This is a genomic window from Acidovorax sp. LjRoot118 (genome assembly GCF_964253575.1).
Classification (GTDB): domain Bacteria; phylum Pseudomonadota; class Gammaproteobacteria; order Burkholderiales; family Burkholderiaceae_C; genus Acidovorax.
Window position 1 is genome coordinate 6159665 of record NZ_CAXURB020000001.1, and the last position, 20690, is coordinate 6180354.

At 68.5% G+C, this 20690-nt stretch carries 24 protein-coding genes and 1 riboswitch; of the genes, 9 read left to right on the top strand and 15 right to left on the bottom strand.

From position 1 onward, the window contains the following. Positions 1-77: 77 nt before the first annotated feature. The 6 genes from ACSQ9E_RS28995 to dinG all read right to left on the bottom strand — a co-directional run bounded on the left by ACSQ9E_RS28995 (position 78) and on the right by dinG (position 5677). Positions 78-1316, bottom strand: coding sequence for an extracellular catalytic domain type 1 short-chain-length polyhydroxyalkanoate depolymerase (locus ACSQ9E_RS28995; RefSeq protein WP_436219845.1), 1239 nt, complete (start codon positions 1314-1316; stop codon positions 78-80). A 248-nt stretch (positions 1317-1564) separates the two neighbouring features. After that, entirely contained in the window at positions 1565-1993 is a 429-nt protein-coding gene (locus ACSQ9E_RS29000) for a CopG family transcriptional regulator (protein ID WP_436219846.1), read from the bottom strand. A 130-nt stretch (positions 1994-2123) separates the two neighbouring features. Then, positions 2124-2360: a hypothetical protein gene (locus ACSQ9E_RS29005; RefSeq protein ID WP_436219847.1), complete on the bottom strand. Its 237-nt coding sequence runs from the start codon at positions 2358-2360 to the stop codon at positions 2124-2126. Between the two features lie 74 nt (positions 2361-2434). Then, positions 2435-2938 (bottom strand): pyridoxamine 5'-phosphate oxidase family protein, encoded by a 504-nt coding sequence (locus tag ACSQ9E_RS29010; RefSeq protein ID WP_436219848.1) that lies wholly within the window; start codon positions 2936-2938, stop codon positions 2435-2437. A gap of 143 nt (positions 2939-3081) precedes the next feature. Next, a complete protein-coding gene (locus tag ACSQ9E_RS29015) occupies positions 3082-3450 on the bottom strand; it encodes a zinc ribbon domain-containing protein YjdM (RefSeq protein ID WP_436219849.1) in 369 nt (122 codons plus the stop codon). Between the two features lie 64 nt (positions 3451-3514). Continuing rightward, positions 3515-5677 carry an ATP-dependent DNA helicase DinG gene (dinG, locus tag ACSQ9E_RS29020; RefSeq protein WP_436219850.1) on the bottom strand — a complete coding sequence of 721 codons (2163 nt, stop codon included), beginning with the start codon at positions 5675-5677 and terminating at the stop codon, positions 3515-3517. 157 nt (positions 5678-5834) lie between these two features. On the opposite strand from dinG, the gene ACSQ9E_RS29025 reads away from it, so the two are divergent. The 5 genes from ACSQ9E_RS29025 (at position 5835) to ACSQ9E_RS29045 (ending at position 8948) form a co-directional block, all read left to right on the top strand. Further along, the gene (locus ACSQ9E_RS29025) at positions 5835-6107 is read left to right on the top strand and encodes a hypothetical protein (RefSeq protein WP_436219851.1); all 273 of its coding nucleotides are present in this window, start codon (positions 5835-5837) and stop codon (positions 6105-6107) included. A gap of 131 nt (positions 6108-6238) precedes the next feature. After that, a riboswitch (cyclic di-GMP riboswitch) is annotated at positions 6239-6339 on the top strand. 196 nt (positions 6340-6535) lie between these two features. Further along, entirely contained in the window at positions 6536-7510 is a 975-nt protein-coding gene (locus ACSQ9E_RS29030; RefSeq protein ID WP_436219852.1) for a hypothetical protein, read from the top strand. Beyond that, the gene (locus tag ACSQ9E_RS29035) at positions 7510-8088 is read left to right on the top strand and encodes a GTP-binding protein (protein WP_057267294.1); all 579 of its coding nucleotides are present in this window, start codon (positions 7510-7512) and stop codon (positions 8086-8088) included. The genes ACSQ9E_RS29030 and ACSQ9E_RS29035 overlap by 1 nt, the downstream gene beginning before the upstream one ends. Continuing rightward, positions 8081-8548 carry a roadblock/LC7 domain-containing protein gene (locus ACSQ9E_RS29040; RefSeq protein ID WP_436219853.1) on the top strand — a complete coding sequence of 156 codons (468 nt, stop codon included), beginning with the start codon at positions 8081-8083 and terminating at the stop codon, positions 8546-8548. Before ACSQ9E_RS29035 ends, ACSQ9E_RS29040 begins: the two co-directional genes overlap by 8 nt. Before the next feature lie 37 nt (positions 8549-8585). Beyond that, on the top strand, positions 8586-8948 hold the full coding sequence (locus ACSQ9E_RS29045; protein ID WP_057200462.1) for a hypothetical protein: 363 nt from the start codon (positions 8586-8588) through the stop codon (positions 8946-8948). Between the two features lie 3 nt (positions 8949-8951). Here ACSQ9E_RS29045 and ACSQ9E_RS29050 read toward each other — a convergent pair whose 3' ends face one another. Beyond that, the gene (locus ACSQ9E_RS29050; protein WP_436219854.1) at positions 8952-9644 is read right to left on the bottom strand and encodes an HAD family hydrolase; all 693 of its coding nucleotides are present in this window, start codon (positions 9642-9644) and stop codon (positions 8952-8954) included. 40 nt (positions 9645-9684) lie between these two features. Between ACSQ9E_RS29050 and ACSQ9E_RS29055 the strand changes: the two genes are divergently transcribed. After that, positions 9685-10767, top strand: coding sequence for an ankyrin repeat domain-containing protein (locus ACSQ9E_RS29055; protein WP_436219855.1), 1083 nt, complete (start codon positions 9685-9687; stop codon positions 10765-10767). A gap of 146 nt (positions 10768-10913) precedes the next feature. Here the strand turns inward: ACSQ9E_RS29055 and ACSQ9E_RS29060 are convergent, their stop codons facing one another. The 4 genes from ACSQ9E_RS29060 to ACSQ9E_RS29075 form a co-directional block, all read right to left on the bottom strand. After that, on the bottom strand, positions 10914-12827 hold the full coding sequence (locus ACSQ9E_RS29060) for a B12-binding domain-containing radical SAM protein (protein WP_200963941.1): 1914 nt from the start codon (positions 12825-12827) through the stop codon (positions 10914-10916). A 117-nt stretch (positions 12828-12944) separates the two neighbouring features. Further along, positions 12945-13511 carry a gamma carbonic anhydrase family protein gene (locus tag ACSQ9E_RS29065; RefSeq protein WP_436219856.1) on the bottom strand — a complete coding sequence of 189 codons (567 nt, stop codon included), beginning with the start codon at positions 13509-13511 and terminating at the stop codon, positions 12945-12947. Positions 13512-13561: 50 nt separating this feature from the next. Further along, positions 13562-14188, bottom strand: a complete 627-nt coding sequence (locus ACSQ9E_RS29070; RefSeq protein WP_436219857.1) for an alpha/beta fold hydrolase — start codon at positions 14186-14188, stop codon at positions 13562-13564. Positions 14189-14213: 25 nt separating this feature from the next. Beyond that, the gene (locus ACSQ9E_RS29075) at positions 14214-14858 is read right to left on the bottom strand and encodes a TetR/AcrR family transcriptional regulator (RefSeq protein ID WP_057200467.1); all 645 of its coding nucleotides are present in this window, start codon (positions 14856-14858) and stop codon (positions 14214-14216) included. 84 nt (positions 14859-14942) lie between these two features. Here ACSQ9E_RS29075 and ACSQ9E_RS29080 point away from each other — a divergent pair, with 84 nt between their 5' ends. Further along, positions 14943-16028 (top strand): MBL fold metallo-hydrolase, encoded by a 1086-nt coding sequence (locus tag ACSQ9E_RS29080; protein WP_436219858.1) that lies wholly within the window; start codon positions 14943-14945, stop codon positions 16026-16028. Here the strand turns inward: ACSQ9E_RS29080 and ACSQ9E_RS29085 are convergent, their stop codons facing one another. After that, the gene (locus tag ACSQ9E_RS29085; RefSeq protein ID WP_436219859.1) at positions 16029-17483 is read right to left on the bottom strand and encodes a PLP-dependent aminotransferase family protein; all 1455 of its coding nucleotides are present in this window, start codon (positions 17481-17483) and stop codon (positions 16029-16031) included. Between the two features lie 81 nt (positions 17484-17564). Between ACSQ9E_RS29085 and ACSQ9E_RS29090 the strand changes: the two genes are divergently transcribed. Together ACSQ9E_RS29090 and ACSQ9E_RS29095 are read left to right on the top strand one after the other, a co-directional pair. Further along, positions 17565-18047, top strand: coding sequence for an OsmC family protein (locus tag ACSQ9E_RS29090; RefSeq protein WP_436219860.1), 483 nt, complete (start codon positions 17565-17567; stop codon positions 18045-18047). A 3-nt stretch (positions 18048-18050) separates the two neighbouring features. After that, positions 18051-18698 (top strand): FMN-binding negative transcriptional regulator, encoded by a 648-nt coding sequence (locus tag ACSQ9E_RS29095; RefSeq protein ID WP_436219861.1) that lies wholly within the window; start codon positions 18051-18053, stop codon positions 18696-18698. Positions 18699-18702: 4 nt separating this feature from the next. Here ACSQ9E_RS29095 and ACSQ9E_RS29100 read toward each other — a convergent pair whose 3' ends face one another. The 3 genes from ACSQ9E_RS29100 to ACSQ9E_RS29110 form a co-directional block, all read right to left on the bottom strand. Then, complete coding sequence (locus ACSQ9E_RS29100; protein ID WP_436219862.1) at positions 18703-20100, bottom strand: homoserine dehydrogenase; 1398 nt, start codon at positions 20098-20100, stop codon at positions 18703-18705. A 158-nt stretch (positions 20101-20258) separates the two neighbouring features. Beyond that, a complete protein-coding gene (locus tag ACSQ9E_RS29105) occupies positions 20259-20438 on the bottom strand; it encodes a hypothetical protein (RefSeq protein WP_157412363.1) in 180 nt (59 codons plus the stop codon). Then, entirely contained in the window at positions 20422-20670 is a 249-nt protein-coding gene (locus ACSQ9E_RS29110; protein ID WP_436219863.1) for an ATP-binding protein, read from the bottom strand. Before ACSQ9E_RS29110 ends, ACSQ9E_RS29105 begins: the two co-directional genes overlap by 17 nt. Positions 20671-20690 lie beyond the last annotated feature (20 nt).

Below are 20690 nucleotides of genomic sequence, written 5' to 3' on the forward strand. Positions count from 1 at the left end.
GCCTGCAGGATAAACCGAATGCCCCGCAGTACTCTGTAAGCACAGTGGGCACCACCCATTCCGTTGGCGCCTGCCGATCAGCCCCTGGGGTGCTCCAGGAAGAAGCGCAGCATCTCCTGCGCGGCCGACACGCCCCGGGGATCGGTGTGGCTGCCGCGCGCATCGCCACCGGCCCAGGCGTGGCCGCCACCGTGCAGCACCCAGTGTTCCGCCACCATGGCGTTGCCAGCGCGGTACACCGTGCGCGTGTAGCCTTGCCCGCTGGCCGAGCGGCCGGTGCGCACGTCCTCCTGCACAGCGCCCGTGGCACCGGCCAGGGCCGCCTCCACCAATTGCTCGCCGTTGCGCGCGTGCACGGTGGCGTCGGCATCGCCGTGGAACACGATCACGGGCGGCGTGGCCCCGGTCTGCACCGGTGGTGGCGCAGGTGCGAACGGGCTGGCGCCGGAGAGTTTGGCGCCGTTCTTCATGGCCGACAGCGCGCCCATCACGTTGTTTGCAGCACCGGCCTGCAGGCCCGAATGCACGCCCACGGCGGCAAACAGCTCGGGGTATTCGCGCCCCAGCAGAGCCGCCATGGCGCCGCCGGCCGACAGGCCCGCCACGTACACGCGCTGCGCATCCACCGGGTGGCGTGCCATCACCTCGCGCACCATGGCCACCAGCACGGCCGGCTCTCCAGCGCCGCGCTGCTGGTCCTGTGGGCGAAACCAGTTCCAGCAGCCATTGGGGTTGGCGCTCTGGGGCTGGGCCGGATAGAGCACCAGGGCGTTGGCCGGCGCGGCCGCTGTGTTCATGCCGGTGCCGAGGGCAAAGTCCTCGGGGTTTTGCGTACAGCCATGCAGCATCAGCACCAGGGGCATCGGGGCGCCGGCGCTGGCGCCGGGCGGTACATACAGGTAGTAGTGGTCCTGCGGTGCTCCCGCGAGTGCAAAAGCCACGCGCGTGAAACTGCCGGGCAGCTCGGCCGGTCGGCCGGTCGGGGTTTTGCGCGGGCTGGGCGCCGAGGGCTCGCTGCGCGAGGTTGGCGCGCTGGCCGCATCCTCGGCCGGCAGGTCGATCACCGCCACATCCTCCACATCGGCCCCGGCAAAGCCGGTGCGCCAACTCGGGCCGGGCCGTGCTGCGGCCGGCGGCTGCTGGGCTGTCTCGCTGCGCAGGGTGGCACCCGCATGGGGTGCCGTGGCCGTTGCCGGCCCGGCCATGGCACCACCCAGGGCCTGCTGGATGGCGCGGGTGGCGTCGGCCAGCTGGCCGTTGCGCACCAGGTCGGTGGCATTGCCGAGCAATTTTTTGAAATGGGGGTTCCAGTCCATGGGGGATCCTTGGGTCATCTTGTGGGGGCGGGGCCCGCTGGCCATGCGCCGTTCTTGGCACCGGGGCCCAGGGCCGGCCGGTGCCGTCTGCTTTTTTGTCTCGGGATGCCGCCGTTGGAAAGGGCCGGTCTGCAAGAGGGATCAAAAATCGCCGTTGTGGTGCGTTGTGCACCCCGCCACGGTGTGCGGTTGTCTCCGTACGGAGCGTTGGGGCCTCTCCGGCGCCTGGTATGTGCGGTGCGGGCGCCTCAACCGATGCGGCCGGCCAGCGCGGCCTTCACCGCCGGGCTGGCGTGGAACGCCCCCAGCACGGTGACCGAGGCGATCGTCGCCTGCGCCAGCGCCGGCGGCACGTCGTCCTCGATGCTGGCCAGGCCCAGCACCCGGATCTCCAGCGTCTGGCCTGCGGCCTGCACGGCCTCCAGGTCGGTGCGGCCAAAACGCTGCAGTCCCAGTACGAGCATCTTGCGTGCCACCACCTGGCGCACCTCCTCGTTCTGGGTGCTCAGCTGGTTGCGAATGGCGGTGCGGATGAAATCCGTGCGGTTGGCGTAGAAGCCCTCCGATACCAGCAGATCGATGTGCCCCAGGTCCACATAGCCGAGGTTGATGGTGATCTTTTCCGAATCGGGGACCTTGCTGCGCAAGGTCAGGGAGGTGTTGGAAGTAGGGGTCATAGTGCCTTTTGGCCGTCGTTTGCCATCCATATGGATGGTAAATAGATGGTGCACCGGCGTTTTCAAGGGCCAGCCATCAAAAAGAAAGAGCCCAAGGGCCCTTTCTGGTGCGTGGCGGCTGTGCGCAGCGTCAGCCCGCGCCGCGGCTCCCACCACCGCTGCTGCTGCCAGCCCCGCCCTGGCGCGATTGCCCCTGGTTGCCGCTGCCCAGGTGGGTATCGCGGTCACCACGGCTCTCTGGCGTGCGGCGGCCCTGGTTGATCTGCGTGGTCTTGTCGCCTGCGCTGTTGTGGGCGTTGGCCACCTTGCCGCTGCCGTCGCTGGTGGCATTCAGGTCGTCGTCGGTCTGGTTTTCCTTGCTGCTCATGCCAAATCTCCTGTAGTCCGGGGATGAACGGTGCGCCCGACGGGAAGCGGGGCGCACCAGCGGGAGGCGCTGCCTCAGGACAGCGTCAGTTCCTTGTGCTCGCCCAGGTCACGTGGCTGCTCGCCGGTGATGGCGGCCTTGGCCATCTTGTAAAGCTGCACCATCTTGCTTTCCTTGACGTCCCAGTACTCGGCATGGCCGACGCGCACGGCCAGCAACGCCAGGTTGGGGTCGGTGTGGCCCGCAGGAAACCAGGCCTTGGCCATGGGTGACCATAGGGCTTCCTTCTGTGCCAGGTCTTCGACGAAGCTGGCCTGGCCCGACAGGGACACATAGCTGTCATCGCCGGGGTCGGCGTACGACACGTTCACCTGGCCATCGGTCAGCAGGCGGCCATAGAGTTCGCCACTGCGGGGGATGAAGAAGTACAGCAGCGACTGCTCGTCGATGCTGCGGTTCTGCGTGGTCAGCGGGTGCGCATGCAGCATGCCGTTGGCATGGCGGTGCGTGAGCATGCCGAATTTGATGTCCTTGATCAGCTTCCACAGCGTTTCGCGGGCAGGGGTGTCGTGTTCCATGGGGGTGCCTCCGGCAGATAGTGAATGGGTAAAAATTCACTGTAGGCGGCATGGCGCGTGGCGGGCGTCGTCCCCCGGCCCGGCTTGGGGAGGGCATTGTCTGACAGCAGCGCCTCGCAGTGCGACGCCTCAGCCGGAATCGATCACGCTTTCTTCAGAAACTCCGACTTCAGCAGCAGGCTGCCCAGGTCCGTCTTGCAGTCCACGTTGTGGCCATCGGCGCCGTCGACCAGGCGGATGCCCTTGATCTTGGTGCCCTTCTTGAGGGTGGATGACGAGCCCTTGACCTTGAGGTCCTTCACCAGGATGACGGCGTCGCCGTCGGCCAGCGGGTTGCCATGGGCATCGCGCACGGTGCCGTCGCTCCCGGCCTCGTCGGTCTCGTCGGTCTCTGCCGCCTCGGCCACCATGGGCCATTCAAAACTGCAGTCCGGGCAGGCATGGCTGCCGTTGCCATCGGGGTAGGTGTTCTCCAGGCCGCATTGGGGGCAGGCGGGAATGGCGCGGGTCATGGAAGGCTTTCTTTCTTTTCTGGAGAGAGGGTCGGTGCCGCATGGCGGCAAAGGGGGGCGCTGCTCAGCGCGGCCTGCGCTGCTCCAGTGCAAACGGCGGCAGGCCCTTGAGCAGGCGCTGCCCGTACGAGGTGTTCATGAGCCGCTTGTCGTAGCAGTACACATGGGCCTGGTCTTCCTCGGTGCGGATGGCGCGGCCCACCCACTGGGCCAGGCGGATCGCGGTGGCCGGCACCACCAGCTCGCTGAAGGGGTCGCGCCCCACGGCGCGCAGCCATTCGGCGCGGGCCTCGCCCACCGGGTCGTCGGGCGGGGCGAAGGGCAGCTTGGTGATGAACACCGACTCGCACAGCCGCCCCGGCAGGTCCAGCCCCTCGCCGAAGGACTGCATGCCGAAGATGACCGAGGGTTGCCCATCGGCCACGCGCTCGCGGTGGCGCTTGAGCAGTTGCGTGCGCGGCAGCGCGTTCTGCACCAGCACCACGCTGCGCATGGCGGTGGGCAGGGCCTCCACGGCCTGGCGCATCTGCTCGCGCGAGGTGAACAGCACCAGCGCGCCGTACTCGACGTTGGCGATGTCGTAGAGCAGCGCGTCCACCATCTCCGCCGTGAAGGCGGCGGCATTCTTGGGGTCGGCCCGGGTTTCGGCCGCTATCAGCGTGCCCTGGGCGGCGTAGTTGAAGGGGCTCGGCACCTCCAGCGTGGTGGCGGCCGCATCGCCATGCAGGCCCGACTCGCGCATGAAGAACTCGAAGTGCCCGCAGCTGGTGAGCGTGGCCGAGGTCAGCACCGCGCCGCGCACCGCGCTCCACAGGTGGTTGCGCAGCGTGGTGCCGGGCAATATGGGGCTGGCATGCGCCTTCACCACGATGAAGTCGCCCTCCACCTCCAGCGTGAACCACTTGGCGGCTGGCACCGCGCCCTCGGGCGCATCTTGCAGCAGCAGCTGGGCGGTGGCGTGCAGCTCTTCCAGGCGCGGCGCCAGCATGCCGATCTGCGCGTACAGGGTGGACAGACGTCGCGCCTCGTCGGGCTTGTCGCGCATCTCGGCACGCAGGGACTTGGAAATGGCGCGCAGCGCTTCGAGAAAACCATCGGCGCTGGCAGCCAGCAGGCCCAGCGGGGCGATCAGCTGCTCGGGCAGCACACCGCGCGGCACGCGCACGCGGGCCGGGCCCCAGGCGTCCTTCTGGCTCTTGAGGGCCGGGCCGTAAACATCCATCACGATGCGCGCCAGGTCCTGCAGCGTCTGGCGCAACTGGCCCGAGTGCTTGGGGATGTCGGCGATTTCTTCCACCTCCAGCAACGCGCCGATGCGCAGGCCCCGGCTTGCAAGGCGCTCTATCCAGGTCACGCGGCTCAGGTCCATGCTGCAGGCGAACTGGTCGAGGGCCGTTGCGGGCAGGTGGTGGGCCTCGTCCAGCACCAGCAGGCAGTTGTCCAGCTCGGGCAGCACGCGCGCGCCCAGGGACGACAGCAGCAGGTCATGGTTGGCCACGATCACCTGGGCGCCGATCAGCTCCTTGCGTTTGTCATAGTAGGTGCACTGGCTGAACGCCGGGCAGTGCTTGCCGGTGCACGAGGCCCCCTCGGCCGCCACGGCGCTCCACACTTCGGGCTCGGGTGGCGTGTCCAGGCTGTCACGGTCTCCGTCCCACCCGCCCTTGCCCAGGGTCTGCGACATGGCCGAGTAGAACTGGATGCGTGCCTCGGTCTCCTGGCGCGGGCGCTTGGCCCGGGCCGCAGCCTCTTCCTCGGCAAACAGGTCGTCGTCCATCACCTCCTCGGCCTCGCCGGTGCCGGCCAGGCGGTCGAGCTTGAGCTTGCAGACATAGCGCCCACGTCCCTTGGCTAGCGCAAACTTGAAGGGCTGGGGCAGCAGCAGTGCCAGTGCGGGCAGGTCCTTGTTGACCAATTGCTCCTGCAGCGCCACCGTGGCGGTGGATATCAGCACCCGGGTGCCCCGCGACAGCGCCATGGCAATGGCCGGCGCGCAGTAGGCCAGCGACTTGCCCACGCCCGTGCCGGCCTGGATCACGGCGATGGAACGGGTGGGCGCAGCATCGCCCGCTTCCTCGTCCACCTTGCCCAGCGTGGCCTGGCTGAAGGTCTGTGCCACCTGCTCGGCCATGCGCCGCTGCCCACCCCGGCTGCGGAACCCCGGGGTGGCCTGCACCACCGCATCGAACGACTGCAGGGCCGCCTGGGCCCACTCTGTTGAAGACATAAGGACGAGAGTGTGGCATATGGTTGGGCATACAGTGTTTTGGGGGGTAGTGCGGCCTGTCGCGCGCATGGGGTATGGGCCTACACCGCAGGCTGCGGGGCATGCCTACGATGGAGGACGAAACCCATTGCGCCCCCGTGGCGCCCAGGAGAACCCTATGCCTACCACCGCCGACCGCCAGAAGAACGAACCCTCGGTGGACACCACCAAACGCCAGACGGCCAGCACCCCGACCAGCGGCGATGCCGATGCGCAGAACGTCCCCCAGGAAGAAAGCCCCAAGCTGCCCCATGAGCGCGACCAGTCGGTGGACATGACCCACGGCAAGCCCGACGCACAAGTGCAGCAGGCCTACCGCGATGTGCAGCGCGGCCTGCAGGACACGGACCGCGGCCCCCCATCCGACAAGGCCTACCAGAAGCAGAAGTAGCCAGGCATTGCGCCAGCGGTGCCGCCAAGCGGTGCATCGGCGCAACACCTGCGAATCGCCCGCCACGAGCGAGCGTTGCGGCGTGGCAATCAATGGTTTGCCAGCGCAACCCATTCCCCTATACTGAAAAAATACTGAAACGGCACCCCCGCGCGAAAGGCGGGTCCGCAAAGTCACCGGTCTACCGGCCCATGGAACCTGTTCCGGGGCTCACGACAGCGGAACTGCCACGTTGGATTCAGGTTGCTCAGGGGAGCTGCCGTCTCAGTTGCCACCGCATACAACAACCGAGAGGCCGCCCCAGCGATGCAACACCGCCCAGGTCCCGCACTCGCCGTTTCTGCTCCTGATCTTCCTGCTTCGAGCGAGGGCCTGGCCATCCATAGCCGCCTTCACGAGCGCCATCCTGCACAGGGGGCTTGACTGGTATGGGCGAGGGGCTTGTCATCGGTACCCAGGACATTGCGCAGAAGGACCAGCTGGTGTTGCGCGCACTGGTTCGGCTGCTCGAAGGTGGGGTGAACATCCGGGCGCGGTTCAGCGAGCAACTGGCCGAGTGCAACGTGGTCTTCGTTCCCGGCCACTGGCCCTACCGCTTCCATGCCCCGTGCATCACCGTGCGCGTGATGGACCCCGAGGATGTGGGGGCGGCGCTGGAAACCACGGCCGATCTCACGGTGGCCACCCCGCTGCGCATGACCAACGTCATCGCCGTCCTGCAGTCGGCCACCCAGCGGGTGTACGGCGTGTCGCAGTTCGACCCGGTCAAGGGCCAGCGCGCCCTGTTCGAGCTGCTGGGCGAGCGCACCCGCACGGCCGAGCGCCGCCGCGCCGTGGTGCCCATGAGCGCGGGCCAGCAGATAGTGTTCGACTTCGTGCAGCAGCTGGTGCATACCTCCATGCCCATGGACGTGCTGCTATCGGGCGCCTATGCGCTGGGCGAGCCGCACCGCGTCAGCCCGGTGGAGGAAGAGCTCATCCGATCCGTGCCCGCCCACAGCCTGCGCCACCTGCTGTGGGGCCTGGCCATGCGGTTGGCGCAGACGGGTGCCAGCGCCCCCGAGCGCACCGGCCACTACCGGCTTTCGCGCTGGCCCGATGCGGTGGGCCTCACCGCCGCAGGCCATCCCCGCCTGGCGGCGCTGCTGACCAGCCAGGCGCTGAGCTACGAGCAGGCCTGCGCCAAGAGCGGCGTGCCAGAGGCCACCGTGCGCTGGTTCCTCGAAGCCTGCCTGGCGCTGGGGCTGGCGGTGGACGAAGGCAGCGCCGGGGCCGCATCTGCCCCCGCCCAGTCTGCGGCGGTGCCAGCCGCCGTGGGCGCCGCGAAGCCTCCCAATCCACCGACCGCAGCCGGCCCACCGGGCTGGCTCGGCAACCTGCGTGAACGGCTCAAGCTATGGTGATGCCCTCCCCTGCACCTGCTGTGTCCGCAGGCACCTCCCGCGATCTCAAGATCGTCTTCACGGGGCCCATGGGCGCCGGCAAGACCACCGCGATCCGCGCCATCAGCGATGGCGAGGTTCTCTCCACCGACGTACCCATCACCGGCGGCGCCGAGCTGTCCATGCCCGGCAAGACCATGACCACCGTGGGGCTCGACTACGGCGAATGCCGCCTGGGCGACCAGTGGGTGCTCAAGCTCTTCGGCACGCCCGGGCAGGAGCGCTTTCGCTTCATGTGGGACATCCTGGGCGCGGGCGCCTTCGGCCTGATCGTGCTGGCCGACAACTCGCAGCCCGACCCCGTGGGCGAGGTGGCGCGCTACCTCAAGGCCTTTGCACCCCACGTGCCGGCGCGGCGCACCGTGGTCGGCGTGGGCCGGCTCGACACGCACCCCTCGCCCGGCATCGTGGACTACTGCGAGCAGCTGGGCGCCCTCGGATACAACCCCCCCGTGCTCGAGGTGGACGTGCGGCGCGATGCCGACGTGCGCCTCTTGCTGTCGGTCCTGGTGAGCATGGCGGAGATCGAACATGAGTAACAGCATTGGCAGCACCCTGGGCTTTTCGTCTGCCGGCACGGCGCTGCGCCTGGTCACCATTGCCCAGCTGGCCGAACTGTTGGGCGAGCTGCAGCGTGGCACGCCCGGCATTCTGAGCGCCACCCTGGCCAGTGCCGACGGCTTCACGGTGGCCTCCACGCTTTCCGACAGCCAGGACGCCGACCGGCTCTCGGCCATGTCCGGCTCGCTCAGTGCGCTGGCCGGCGCCATGACGCGTGAGGCCGGGCACAGTGCGCCCGAGCGGCTGATTCTTGAATCGGGCAGCGGCCACATCGTCTCGATGAACCTCCCCGTGCCCTCGGGCGACCTGGTGCTCACCGTGGTCACCAACGAATCGTCGCTGCTGGGCAAGCTGCTCTGGAGCTGCCGCAACACGGCGGACCAGGTGGTTGCCGCTTGCGCTGCCACGCCGCAACCGGGCAGCGCCCCGTCTTTGTAGTTCCGTTCCCTGTTCCACTACCACCGGAGACCACGCCATGGCATTCACCCCCAAAGAACTCCTGAACCAGCTCATGCAGACCGAGGGCGCCATGTGCGCCGCGCTGGTGGACTACAACAGCGGCATGCTGCTCGAATCCGTGGGCACTGGCCTGGACCTGGAGCTGGCCGCCGCCGGCAACACCGAGGTCGTGCGCGCCAAGATGAAGACCATGAAGTCGCTGGGCCTGGCGGGCAGCATCGAGGACATCCTGATCACGCTGACCCAGCAGTACCACATCATCCGCCCGGTGGAAAAGCACGACGGCCTGTTCATCTACTACGTGCTCGACCGCAGCCGCGCCAACCTGGCCATGGCCCGCCGCAAGGTGCTAGAAGCCGAGGCGCAGACCAACATCTGACGGTCAGCTGCTGGCACCCGGCGCGAACCAGCGCGGCACCAGCGGCAGGGCTTCTTCCAGCGAACCCAGCACGGCCACGCAGGCCTGCGCCACCTCGGGCGCTGGCTGCAGCAGGTCCGGCACCACCACCAGCCCCATGCCGGCGGCCAGGGCGGCACAGCCACCGTTGTGGCTGTCCTCGAAGGCCAGGCACTGCGCCGGCTCCACGCCCAGGCGCGCGGCAGCCAGTGCATACAGGGCCGGGTCGGGCTTGCCGCGCAGCACCTCATTGCCTCCGGCCACGGCTGCGAAGTGCTGCAGCACGCCCACGCGCGCGAGGCGCTGCGCGATCTCGTCGGTGCGCGACGACGAGGCCACCGCGCACGGAATGCCTGCGGCCTGCAACTGCGCGAGCAGCGATGCCGCACCGGGCTTGAGTGGAAAGAGCAGCTCTCGGCCCTCCCCTTCCTCCAGCGCCGCCCGCACGGCCAGTAGGGCCTGCTCGAACGGCACCACCCCGCCCAGGTGCATCTGCAAAATGGCATCGGAATCCTGCGCCGCCTTGCCCACGACCTGCAGATAGTCGGGCTCGCGCAGCACCACGCCCAGTGTCAGCGCTGCCTCGGTCCAGGCGCGCAGGGTGGCGCGCTCCGAATCGATGAGCAGGCCATCCATGTCGAAGATGGCGGCGGTGAAGGGCGGGCGAACTGTCTGCATAGAAATATGATGCCTGCAAAAAACCAATACTTGAGGGAACATGGAATACACGACGCGATTCACCCTGGTCTGCAGGAACGACACCGATGCCGATGCCCTGCACGCCGTCTTCAGCACCACGCCCGATGGCGCCGCGCTCGAAGCCGCCATCAAGGCCTTCTGCGCCGCCCGCAAGATCACCATCCACCCCACGGACCACTTGGGCTTCGACCACTGCGAGCGCTCGGGCCGGGTGATCGATGCAGCCTTCACCTCAGGCTCCACCGATGTCGGGGACTTCATCGGCCCCCTGTCCAAGGTCTGCCACACCCTGCAGGCGGAACTGGTCGATGACGAAGTGGCGCGCAAGCTCGAATACGGCTTCATCGACGGCAAAAAGAAGCCGCCCGCCGACGTGGTGGCGCTGATGAAGACCCTGGCCCCGACCGCCCAGCTGGGCCGCGTGGGCAGGGCCATCGAAGCCGCCGAGCGCGAGCAGAACGACCCGACCTATGCCTTCATCCGCGCCATCGGCTTCTCCAAGAACCAGGCCACCGTGCAGGCCCTGCTGGAGAAAGGGGCTGACCCGAACAGCAAGTTCTCCTCCGGCTATTCCTGCTTGAACAAGGCCATCACCGACAAGCGCGTGAAGGTCGTGCAGCTCATGCTGGAACATGGCGCCGACCCCAACCTGCCGCACAAGGGTTACCCGAACCTGTACGAGGCTTGCCGGTTCTCGGCGCCCAAGATCGTGGACCTGCTGCTACAGCACGGTGCCGATCCTGACGTGCGCGAGAAGGGATCTTCGAAGACCAGCTACCCCATCGAGATCGCCATCTACTACCACCAGGCCAAGATCGTGCAATCGCTGCTGGACAAGGGTGCGAGCACCCGCGGTCTGCCTAAACTGGCCAATCTGCTGGAGTTCACGGTCACCTCGTTCGACGCCATGCACGAGAACCTGGACGGCAAGCTCGCCATCTTCAAGCTGCTGGTGCGGGACCCGGCCTGGAAGGCTGAACTGCGGGAGAACCGCGACCGGCTGACCGGCATGCTCCAGGAGTCGTTCGCTGCGTACAAGTACCAGACGCCCAAGGACCGCAAGGACTTCAACGACATCCTCGCGTTTATGGCTACCCCCTGAGTCGCTTCACGCCTTCCCCCTGGAAGGGGGACGCCCCCAGCGCGGCGGGGCGGCCCTTGCGCGGGGGCACTGGCCTTGGCCGCGCCAGTTTCATGCACCGTGGGCGGTGCATGGCGCAATGGATCACTGAAATATCCCCCGGGGCATCAACCCCGCTGCTGCAGCGCTTTCTCGATGCGGTTGCGCTGCACCGTGGTCTTGGGCACCTTGAAGGGGAACCAGCTGCGCACGTCCTCTTCGAGGCCGATGCCGTGCATGTAGTTGTAGATCGCTTTCTTGAGCGCACCGCCCAGGGCATCGTGGTCCACGCCCGTGGGGTCGTGAAAGCCGATGTCGTTCTTGGCAAAGCTCACCGGCGGCAGGGGCTCCAGCGTCACGCCGTACTCTTCGGGCGCCTTGCCCACGGGCGAGTGCACGGTGCAGGCAAAGCGGTGGAAGAAGCCGCTCTGGATGCAGCCGTTGGCGAACAGCTGGCGCACGTACTCGAGCGCGTCCACCGTGTCCTGCGCGGTCTGCGTGGGAAAGCCGTACATCAGGTAGGCGTGCACGAGGATGCCCGCGTCGGTGAAGGCCCGCGTCACGCGCGCCACCTGGTCCACCGAGACGCCCTTCTTCATCAGGTCCAGCAGCCGGTCCGACGCCACTTCGAGCCCGCCCGAGACGGCGATGCAGCCGCTGTCGGCCAGCAGCTCTGCCAGTTCGGGCGTGAAGGTTTTCTCGAAGCGGATGTTGCCCCACCACGAGATGCCCGCGTTGCGCTCGATCAGCTCGGTGGCCAGGGTCTTGAGCGCCTTGGGCGGCGCCGCCTCGTCCACGAAGTGAAAACCCGTCTGCCCTGTTTCGCGCACGATGGCCTCGATGCGGTCTGCCAGCACGCTGGCCGAGGCACCCTCGTAGCGGCTGATGTAATCGAGGCTCACGTCGCAGAAGCTGCACTTCTTCCAGTAGCAGCCGTGCGCCACGGTGAGCTTGTTCCAGCGCCCGTCGCTCCACAGGCGGTGCATGGGGTTGAGCATGTCCAAGAGCGACAAATACTTGTCCAGCGGCAGCCCGTCCCAGGTGGGCGTACCCACCTCGGCAAAGGCGATGTCCGCCTCTTGCATGTTGATGTAACGCACGGCCTGCGTGTCCGCATCGCGCACGAAGGTGCGCACCAGGCGCTGGCGCCCGCGCTGGCCTTGCACATGCTCCAGCAGCGCCAGCAGCGGGCGCTCACCCGCGTCCAGCGACACGTAGTCGAAGTAGTCGAACACGCGCGGCTCGGTCAGGTCGCGCAGCTCGGTGTTCACGAAGCCGCCGCCCAGCACGGTGACGATGTGCGGGTGCGTCGCCTTGATCGCCTGCGCAATGCGAAACGCCGCGTACACCGCGCCAGGGAACGGCACCGACAGCAGCACCACCGTGGGTGCATGGCGCTCCACTGCGGCCAGGGCCAGCGTGCGCAGGGTCTCGTCCACCAGGTTCAGCGGCCCGGCCAGGGCGGCAGCCAGCGGCTCGAAGGTGGGCTGGCTGCCCGCCAGCGACTCGGCATAGCGCACGAACTCGAAGCGCGGGTCCACTGCATCGCGCAGCACGTCGGCCAGGTCGTTCAGGTAAAGCGTGGCTAGGTGCTTGGCCCGGTCGTGCAGGCCCAGGGCGCCGAAGGCCCAGCCCAGCGGGTCGCCGCCCTCGTCGTCCACGTACACATCGAGCGTGGCGAAGCGCGGCCCCTCGGGCAGAAAGTTGCGCCCCACGATGCGGTGCGCCAGCGTGGTGTCGCGCCCCTGCAAAAAGGCGATGGTCGGCGCAATGGTCGCCAGGTAGCGGTCGCGCTGCGCCGCAAAGGCCTGCACGGCGGGGCTGTGCTTCTTGGCCGGCAGCGCAGCCACCTTGGCCGCCACGGCGCGCAGGCCATCGGGCGACAGCAACTGCAGCACCAGGGCCAGCGCAAGGTCTTCCTGCACCGCCGTGATCTCGCGCGAGCGCAGAAAGCCCGTGAGGTAGGCCGTCGACGGGTAGGGCGTGTTCAGTTGCGTCATCGGCGGGATGACGGACAGGACGCGAAGCGGTGGGGCAGACATGGTGGGGGCGGTCAGGGCGATGCAGTGCCGCCTCGTGGGGAATCGTGGAAGAAGTGGCCGATTATCCCGCCAGGCCCTTAACCCTTGCCAGAGGGGGCGTCTGCCTCCTTCTGACGGTTACAGCGGCTGGGGCGGCTCCACCGCCGCATCCGGCGTGCCCGCCAGGTAGTTGTTCTTCACGCGCACATAGTGCTCGGCCGAATAACGCAGGTAGGCGATCTCCTGGTCCGTCAGCGCACGCTGGCGCACGGCGGGCCGGCCAATATACAGGTAGCCGCTCTCCAGCACTTTGCCGGGCGACACCAGGCTGCCCGCGCCGAGCATCACGCGGTCGCCGATCACCGCGTCGTCCATGACGATCGAGCCCATGCCGATCAAACACTCGTCACCGATGCGGCAGCCGTGCAGGATCACCGCATGGCCTATGGTCACGTGGCTGCCGATGATCAGCGGCGAGCCCTCGGGCTTGGCGGCATTGCGGTGTGAGACATGGCCCATGGTCAGGTCCTGCACGTTCGTGGCCTCGCCCACCACGATGCGGTTCACATCGCCGCGCAGCACGGCGTTGCACCACACCGAGGCATCCTTGCCGAGGGTGACGTCACCGATCACCTGGGCCGAGTCGTGGAGGAAGACGCCGGTGCCGAGCACGGGTGCGGTATCGAGGTAGGGAGCAATGGGCATGTTGTTTGTTGGTGCGACGCTGAAAGCCATGCTCCGAGCGTAGTGCAAAGTCAGTGACCGCCGCGCAGATGCACTGCGATCAGGGGCGCCACCTGCGCCGCATGCCGGTTCGCCAGGTCGTGTGCGCCACCGGGCACCACCTGCAGCCAGCTGTGCGGCAGCAACGCCTGCAGGCGCTGGCCCACGCTCAAGGGGCTGATCGGGTCCGCATCGCCCCACAGCAGCAGCGTGGGCGCCGCCACATCGGCCATGGCGCCGGTCAGGTCCTCGCGGGAGTCGGCAAACCAGCGCGGCACGGTGGGGTGGGCCTGGGTGAAGGCCGGCCGCCAGTCCTGCGCGCCATGGGCGGACATGTCGACGCCGCCCGAGGTGGCAGCCAGCACCAGGTGCGTGACCTGGTCAGGACGTTGGAGGGCCGCCTGGATGGCCACGATGCCGCCCATGGACTGCGCGACCAGCGCCGTGGGCCGGTCGATGGCATCCACCACCCGCGCCACCAGGTCCGCCATCCCGCGCACACCGGGGTCGGCCGGCACCGGGCCGAAGCCCGGCCAGCCCATCAGCCGGCGGGTGGCCGGGTGGTCCAGCAAGCTGGACACAGGTTGCCAGAACTGCGGGTCGCTACCGACGCCCGGGAGGAAGAGGATCTGGGAGGGTTGTTGTTGCTGCAGTGCCATGGGCCGGCAGCATACGCCGTGGGCGTCAGCCCGGCGCGGCCACGGCGTAGAAGCCCAGGAACATGTCCACCGCATCTGCCAGCACCTGCTGCTGCACGGCGGGCGCCAGCGGCGGCTGGCCCATGGCCAGCTGGGGCCAGAAGGCGAAGGACTTGACCATGCCATGCAGCTGGTGGGCCGCGTAGTGGGCGTCGACCCCGGTGCGCAGGCGGCCGTCCTGCTGGGCGGCGCGCATCCACTGCGGCAGGCCTTCCTCCTTTTCGGACAGGCGTTCCACCAGGGCGCGGGCGCGCTCGGGCGTGTGCATCAGCTCGGCCATGGCCACGCGCGAGAGGTCGATGAAGCTTGCGTCATTGAGCAACTGCATCTTTTGCTCCAGCAGCGCCAGCAACTGTGCGCGCAGGGGCTGCGCGGTGTCGTAGCGGATCTCGGGCAGCGCATGGCCGCGCTCCCACAGCTGGCCCAGGATGGCCTCGAACAGCTCGTCCTTGCTCGGAAAGTGGTTGTACACCGTGCGCTTGGAGACATCGGCCGCCGCAGCCACCCGGTCCATGCTGGTGCCGGCAAAGCCATGCTCGCGGAACTCCGCAATGGCAGCCTGCACGATGGCCTCGCGCTTGCGGTCGGTTAGGCGGGTGGCAGGAGTCGTGGGCGGGGCTATGGGGCTCATAGCCGAAATTTTACACCGGGGAGTTTACTTTTTTCAAAACAACACTACACTGTGCAGTGCACTTTTCAGAAAAGGCAGTCCCCCATGTTCCGCCGCGTGCCCCGCATCCTCCTCATCCTCACCGCAATCACCGCCATGGCCTACAGCATCCTCTCCTGTGCCAACCTGCCCTCTGCCTCGTACGAGCAGTCGCCCCAGTACGTGGACGGCAAGTTCCGCAACGTTGCTCCGCGCCAGGCGCCCGGCTTCTTCAAGACGGTGGCCATCTTCTGGCGCTTTGCCACCGACAAGCCGGCCAACACCGTGCCCGCCAAGCCCATCGAGGTCAAGCCGCTCACCCAGGCCGACGTGCTGGCAGCGCCCGACCAGAGCCTGTGGCGCCTGGGCCATTCGACCATGCTGCTCAAGCTTGACGGCAAGTTCTGGCTCACCGACCCGGTGTTCTCCGAGCGCGCCTCGCCCTTTCAGTTCCTCGGGCCCAAGCGCTTCCACGCGCCGCCGCTCACCATCGACGAGCTGCCGCCCATTACCGGCGTGGTGCTCTCGCATGACCACTACGACCACCTCGATTTCGACGCCATCCAGAAGCTGGCGCCCAAGGTCGAGCATTTCCTCACCCCGCTGGGCGTGGGCGACCGCCTCATCGCCTGGGGCGTGCCGGCCGCCAAGGTGCAGCAGTTCGACTGGTGGCAGGGCACCAGCGTGGGCGGCGTGAAGTTCGTCGCCACCCCGGCCCAGCACTTCTCGGGCCGCACCCTGTCGGACGGCAACCGCACGCTGTGGGCCTCGTGGGTCATCCTGGCCGGCGACACGCGCATCTTCTTCAGCGGCGACACTGGCTATTTCGACGGCTTCAAGGCCATCGGCGAGCGCTATGGCCCGTTCGACCTGACTATGGTCGAAACCGGTGCCTACGACGCCCAGTGGCCCGACGTGCACATGCAGCCCGAGGAAAGCCTGCAGGCCCACCGCGACGTGCGCGGCCACCACATGATGCCCATCCACAACGGCACCTTCGACCTGGCCCTGCACCCCTGGCACGAGCCCTTCGATCGCATCACCCAACTGGCCGCGGCCGGCAACGTGCCCCTGGTGGCACCGGTGATGGGCGAGCGCCTGGACATCCGCAACCCCGCCCTGTCGCAAGGCTGGTGGAAAAGCGCGGAGTGATCAGGCGCCTGGCAGGCGCTGGGCGAGCTTGCCCACGATGCGGGCTGCTGACTTGATCTCCGGCACATCAAAGCCCGCGTAGCCAAACAGCCAGCCCCGCCGCTGCGACTCCATCGCATAGCGCGACAGCGGCGCCAACATCACCCCCGCCGCCTGGGCCTGGCGGCACAGGGCCTCGTCGTCGCTGCCCGGCGCGCGTTCGCACAGCAGATGCATGCCCCGGTCGCTGGCGGCCAGCTGCAACGCGCCGTCGCTGGCATCGGCCAGCGCATCGCGCAGGGCCTGCTGGCGTGCCTGGTACAGCTCGCGCATCTGGCGCAGGTGGCGCAGCAGGTGCCCCTCGGCAATGAACTGCGCCAGCACTGCCTGCGCATCGCCGGGCGCATGCCGATCGGTGATGGCACGCGCCATGGCAAACGGCTGCACCAGCGCCGGCGGCGCCACGATGAAGCCCAGGCGCAAGCCCGGGTGCAATGTCTTGGAGAAGGTGCCCACGTACAGCACCCGCTCCGACCCCGGCAGGCTGCACAGCGCCGGCACGCGCTGCGCGCCGTACTGGAACTCGCCGTCGTAGTCGTCCTCCACCACCCAGGCATCGTGCGTGCGCGCCCACTGCAGCAGCGCCTGGCGCCGCGCCAGGCCCATGCGCCCGCCCGTGGGGTACTGGTGCGTGGGCGTCACCACCGCCATGTGCGCGCCGGGCCAGCGCTGCGTGGCCTCGGCAATGCAGGCGCCCTCGCAGTCCATGGCCATGGGCCGGGCCCGCACGCCGTGGCCCAGCAGCGCGGCGCGTATGCCGGGGTAGCCGGGGTCTTCCACCAGCACCTCGTCGCCCACGTCCAGCAGCAGCCGCGCGATCAGGTCGATGGCCTGCTGCGAGCCCGAGCACACCACCACCTGGCCGGCATCGCAGCGGATGCCGCGCGAGGCCCACAGCCACTGCGCCACCGCCTCGCGCAGCTGCGGGTCGCCGGCCGGGTCCAGGTACTGCGCGCGCGCCGCGCGCTGGCCGGGGCCGGCCTGGCGTGCCAGGCGGTCCCACACGGCGTAGGGAAAGGTGTCCACCTCGGGCGCCCCCATGCGAAAGGCCCGCGCCACTGCCACCGGCGGGTTCCAGCGCGCCGCTGTGTCGGCAATCAGTTGGCCCCGGCGCGACAGGCCCCTGGGCGGCGCCACCAACTGCTGCTGGGTGCGGGTGGTGGCGCCCCCGGCCGCCTGCGAGACATAGGTGCCATCGCCCACGCGCGCCTCCACATAGCCCTCGGCCTGCAGGCGCTGCACGGCCCACAGCACCGTGTTGCGTGACACGCCCAGCGCCGCAGCATGCTCGCGCGAAGGCGGCAGCCGCGTGCCCGCGCGCAGGCTGCCCTGCTCGATGGCGCCGCGCAGGCGCTCGTAGACCTGCTGGCGCAGCGTGGCAGTGGCCACGGTGGGATTGGCTCTGGCGGTTGGCACGAATTGGCCCCTTCAATGGCTCTTTATCGCCATAAACTGAAGAACCATTGTAGGCACCACCCCCACGAAAGCATCCCCACCATGGCAGAGCACTACGCCACCATCACCTGGCAACGCGGCAGCGACGATTTCCTCGACAAGCGCTACCACCGCGCCCACACCTGGCAGTTCGACGGCGGCGCCACCGTGGCCGCATCGTCCTCGCCCCACGTCGTGCCCCTGCCCTACTCCGACGCCGCCGCGGTCGACCCCGAGGAGGCCTACGTCGCCGCGCTGTCCAGCTGCCACATGCTGTGGTTCATGGACTTCGCCAGCCGCGCGGGCTACCGGTTGGACAGCTACAGCGATGCGGCCGTGGGCACCATGGCCAAGAACGAGGCGGGCCAGCTCGTCGTCACCCACGTGCAGCTCAAGCCTGTCACGCGCTTCGACTCTGCGCACGCGCCCACTGCCGAGCAACTCGACGACCTGCACCACAAGGCCCACACCTCGTGCTTCCTGGCCAACTCGGTCAAGACGCAGATCGACTGCGCGCCCGTGCTGCAACTGAGCGAAGGGGGCTGAACCATGGCCAATGCCAACCGCCAGTTCCGCGTGGCCGATGCCGCCGTGCTGCAGTCCCTGGTGCGTGCCCAGCCGCTGGCCACGCTGGTCATCACGCGCGAAGGCGCGCTGCACGCCAACCACGTGCCGCTGTACCTGGATCCCACGCGCGGCGAGCACGGCACGCTGGTCGGTCACGTGGCGCGCGCCAACAGCGTATGGCCGCTGCTGCCGCAGACCGCCGTGGCCATCTTCCACGGGCCGCAGGCCTACATCTCGCCCACCTGGTACCCTTCCAAGGCCATCGACGGCAAGCAGGTACCTACCTGGAACTACGCCACGGTGCACGCCCACGGCCAGCTCACCGCCCTGAAGGACGACCCGGCCACGCTGCGCGCCATATTGCACACCCTGAGCGAGGCGCACGAAGCGCACCGCCCCGAGCCCTGGCGCCTGGACGACGCACCCCCAGCCTACATCGAGCAGATGATGCGCGCCATCGTCGGCATCGAGCTCGCGGTGGAGCGCTGGGAGGGCGTGTGGAAGGTCAGCCAGAACCGCACCGACACCGACCGCGCCGGCGTGGTGGCCGGCCTCACGGCCGAAGGCACGCCCGCCGCGCTGGAGATGGCGGCGCTGGTGCAGCAGGGCGCGCCGGGCGCCAGCGCCTGAACCCTCAGGCGTCCAGCGTCTCCACCCGCAGCGTGGTCACTGCGCCCGCCACCGCCGGGTGCGCTGCCAGCGCATGCACGGCCAGGTCCACCGTGGCCTGGGCCACCGCATCGGTCAGCACCAGCACCTGGGCGCCGCTGCCGGGGGGCAGCGATTTCTCGGTCGCCAGCGCCACCTGCACCACCGGCACATGCTGCGCCGCCAGCCAGGCGCCCACGGCCTCGATGTCCTGCGCCAGGTGCACGGGCACGCGCAGGTAGTGGCGCGTGTGCACAGCGGCGCGTGGCAGCACGGTCAGGTGTTCGTCCACCGCATGGGCGTGAAAGCCCAGGTGCGGCACGCGCTGCGCGGCGTGGGTGCCATCGAGCCGCGCCACGTCCACCAGGTCGGCGATCACGGCCGATGCCGTCTGCTCCGAGCCCGCGCCCGCGCCGTAGTACATGGTCACGCCGGCCGCATCGCCCTTGACCAGTATGCCGTTCATCGAGCCGTTGACATGCGCCAGCAGGTGCGTGGCCGGCACCAGCGCGGGCTGCACGCGCAGTTCCATGCCATCGTTACGTTTTCGCGCCACGCCGAGCAGCTTGATGCGGTAGCCCAGCTGCTCGGCACAGGCCACGTCCAGCCCCTGCAGCGCGGTGATGCCCTCCACCTGTGCATCGGCAAAGCGCACCGGCGTGCCGAAGGCGTTGGCCGCCAGCAGCGTGATCTTGTGCGCCGCGTCCACGCCCTCGATGTCGAAGGCCGGGTCCGCCTCGGCATAGCCCAGGGCCTGCGCCTGCTCAAGCGCCTCTGCAAACCCCAGGTCCTCGTCGCGCATCTTGCTCAGGATGAAGTTGGTGGTGCCGTTGATGATGCCCGCCACCCACTCGATGCGGTTGGCCGTGAGGCCCTCGCGCAGCGCCTTGATGATGGGGATGCTCACGGCCACCGCCCCCTCATAGGCCAGCGCCACGCCGTGCTGGCGCGCGGCGGCGAAGAGCTCGTTGCCATGCACCGCCAGCAGCGCCTTGTTGGCCGTCACCACATGCTTGCCGGCCGCCATGGCCGCAAGCAGCCACTCGCGCGCCGGGCCGGTGCCGCCCGCGGCCTCCACCACCACATCCACCTCGGGGTGGGTGGCCACCTGCATCGGGTCATTGGTCAGCGCCACGCCTGTGCCCACCACGCCGGCGGCGCGCGCCAGGTTGCGCGCCGCCACCACCACCACCTCGATGCCGCGCCCCGCGCGCCCGGCAATGGTGGCCTGGTTGCGCGCCAGCACCCGAAAGGTGCCCGCACCCACCGTGCCAATGCCGATCAGGCCCACGCGCAGCGGGCGTGTGGCAGCGGGCATGGCCATGGTGCTGGCAATGCGGTCGTGCTGCTGGGGCGCTAGGGACTGGACGGGATCGCGGTACATAAAGAGCTTCCTTCTCCGGGTTGCTGGCTGCCAAGCAGCCAAAAAACAAACGAACAAAACAAAAAACCCAGCTGCCAGAGCTGGGTTTCATTCGTTCATTCCGGGGAGGAGAGGAGAGCGATCACCAGGTGGCTGCCGAAACGGCCACCTGCGCGTGCTCAGGTGGCCGCGGGGGTAATGGTGGTAATCATTCGTGCACCCATCGCCCGCGTGAACGCAGGCAGCATCATGGCCATGCCCATGGGGGCAGCGGCAGCAAATGCGGTGTGGATGGAGGTGTACGACATGGCTGCCAGTGTAGCGGATTCGGCCTGGGGGGCGTCAAGCGGTCGTTGCATGGCCCGTGGTTCGCACCATGCGTATCGCATCGAACGGGCAGCGCACCGCACACAGCGCGCACCCCGTGCAGCCCGGCTCGTCGTGCAGCTTGGATCGCTTGGGCCCCCAGCTGTGCGGCCCCTGTACCTGCAGCGACAGCACATGCGGCGGGCACACGGCGATGCACCAGCCGCAGCCGGTGCAGCGGTCGGTGTCGATGGCGGGCAGGGCCTTGCGTGGGGCTGTGCTCATACGGGCAGTGTGCCCCCGGC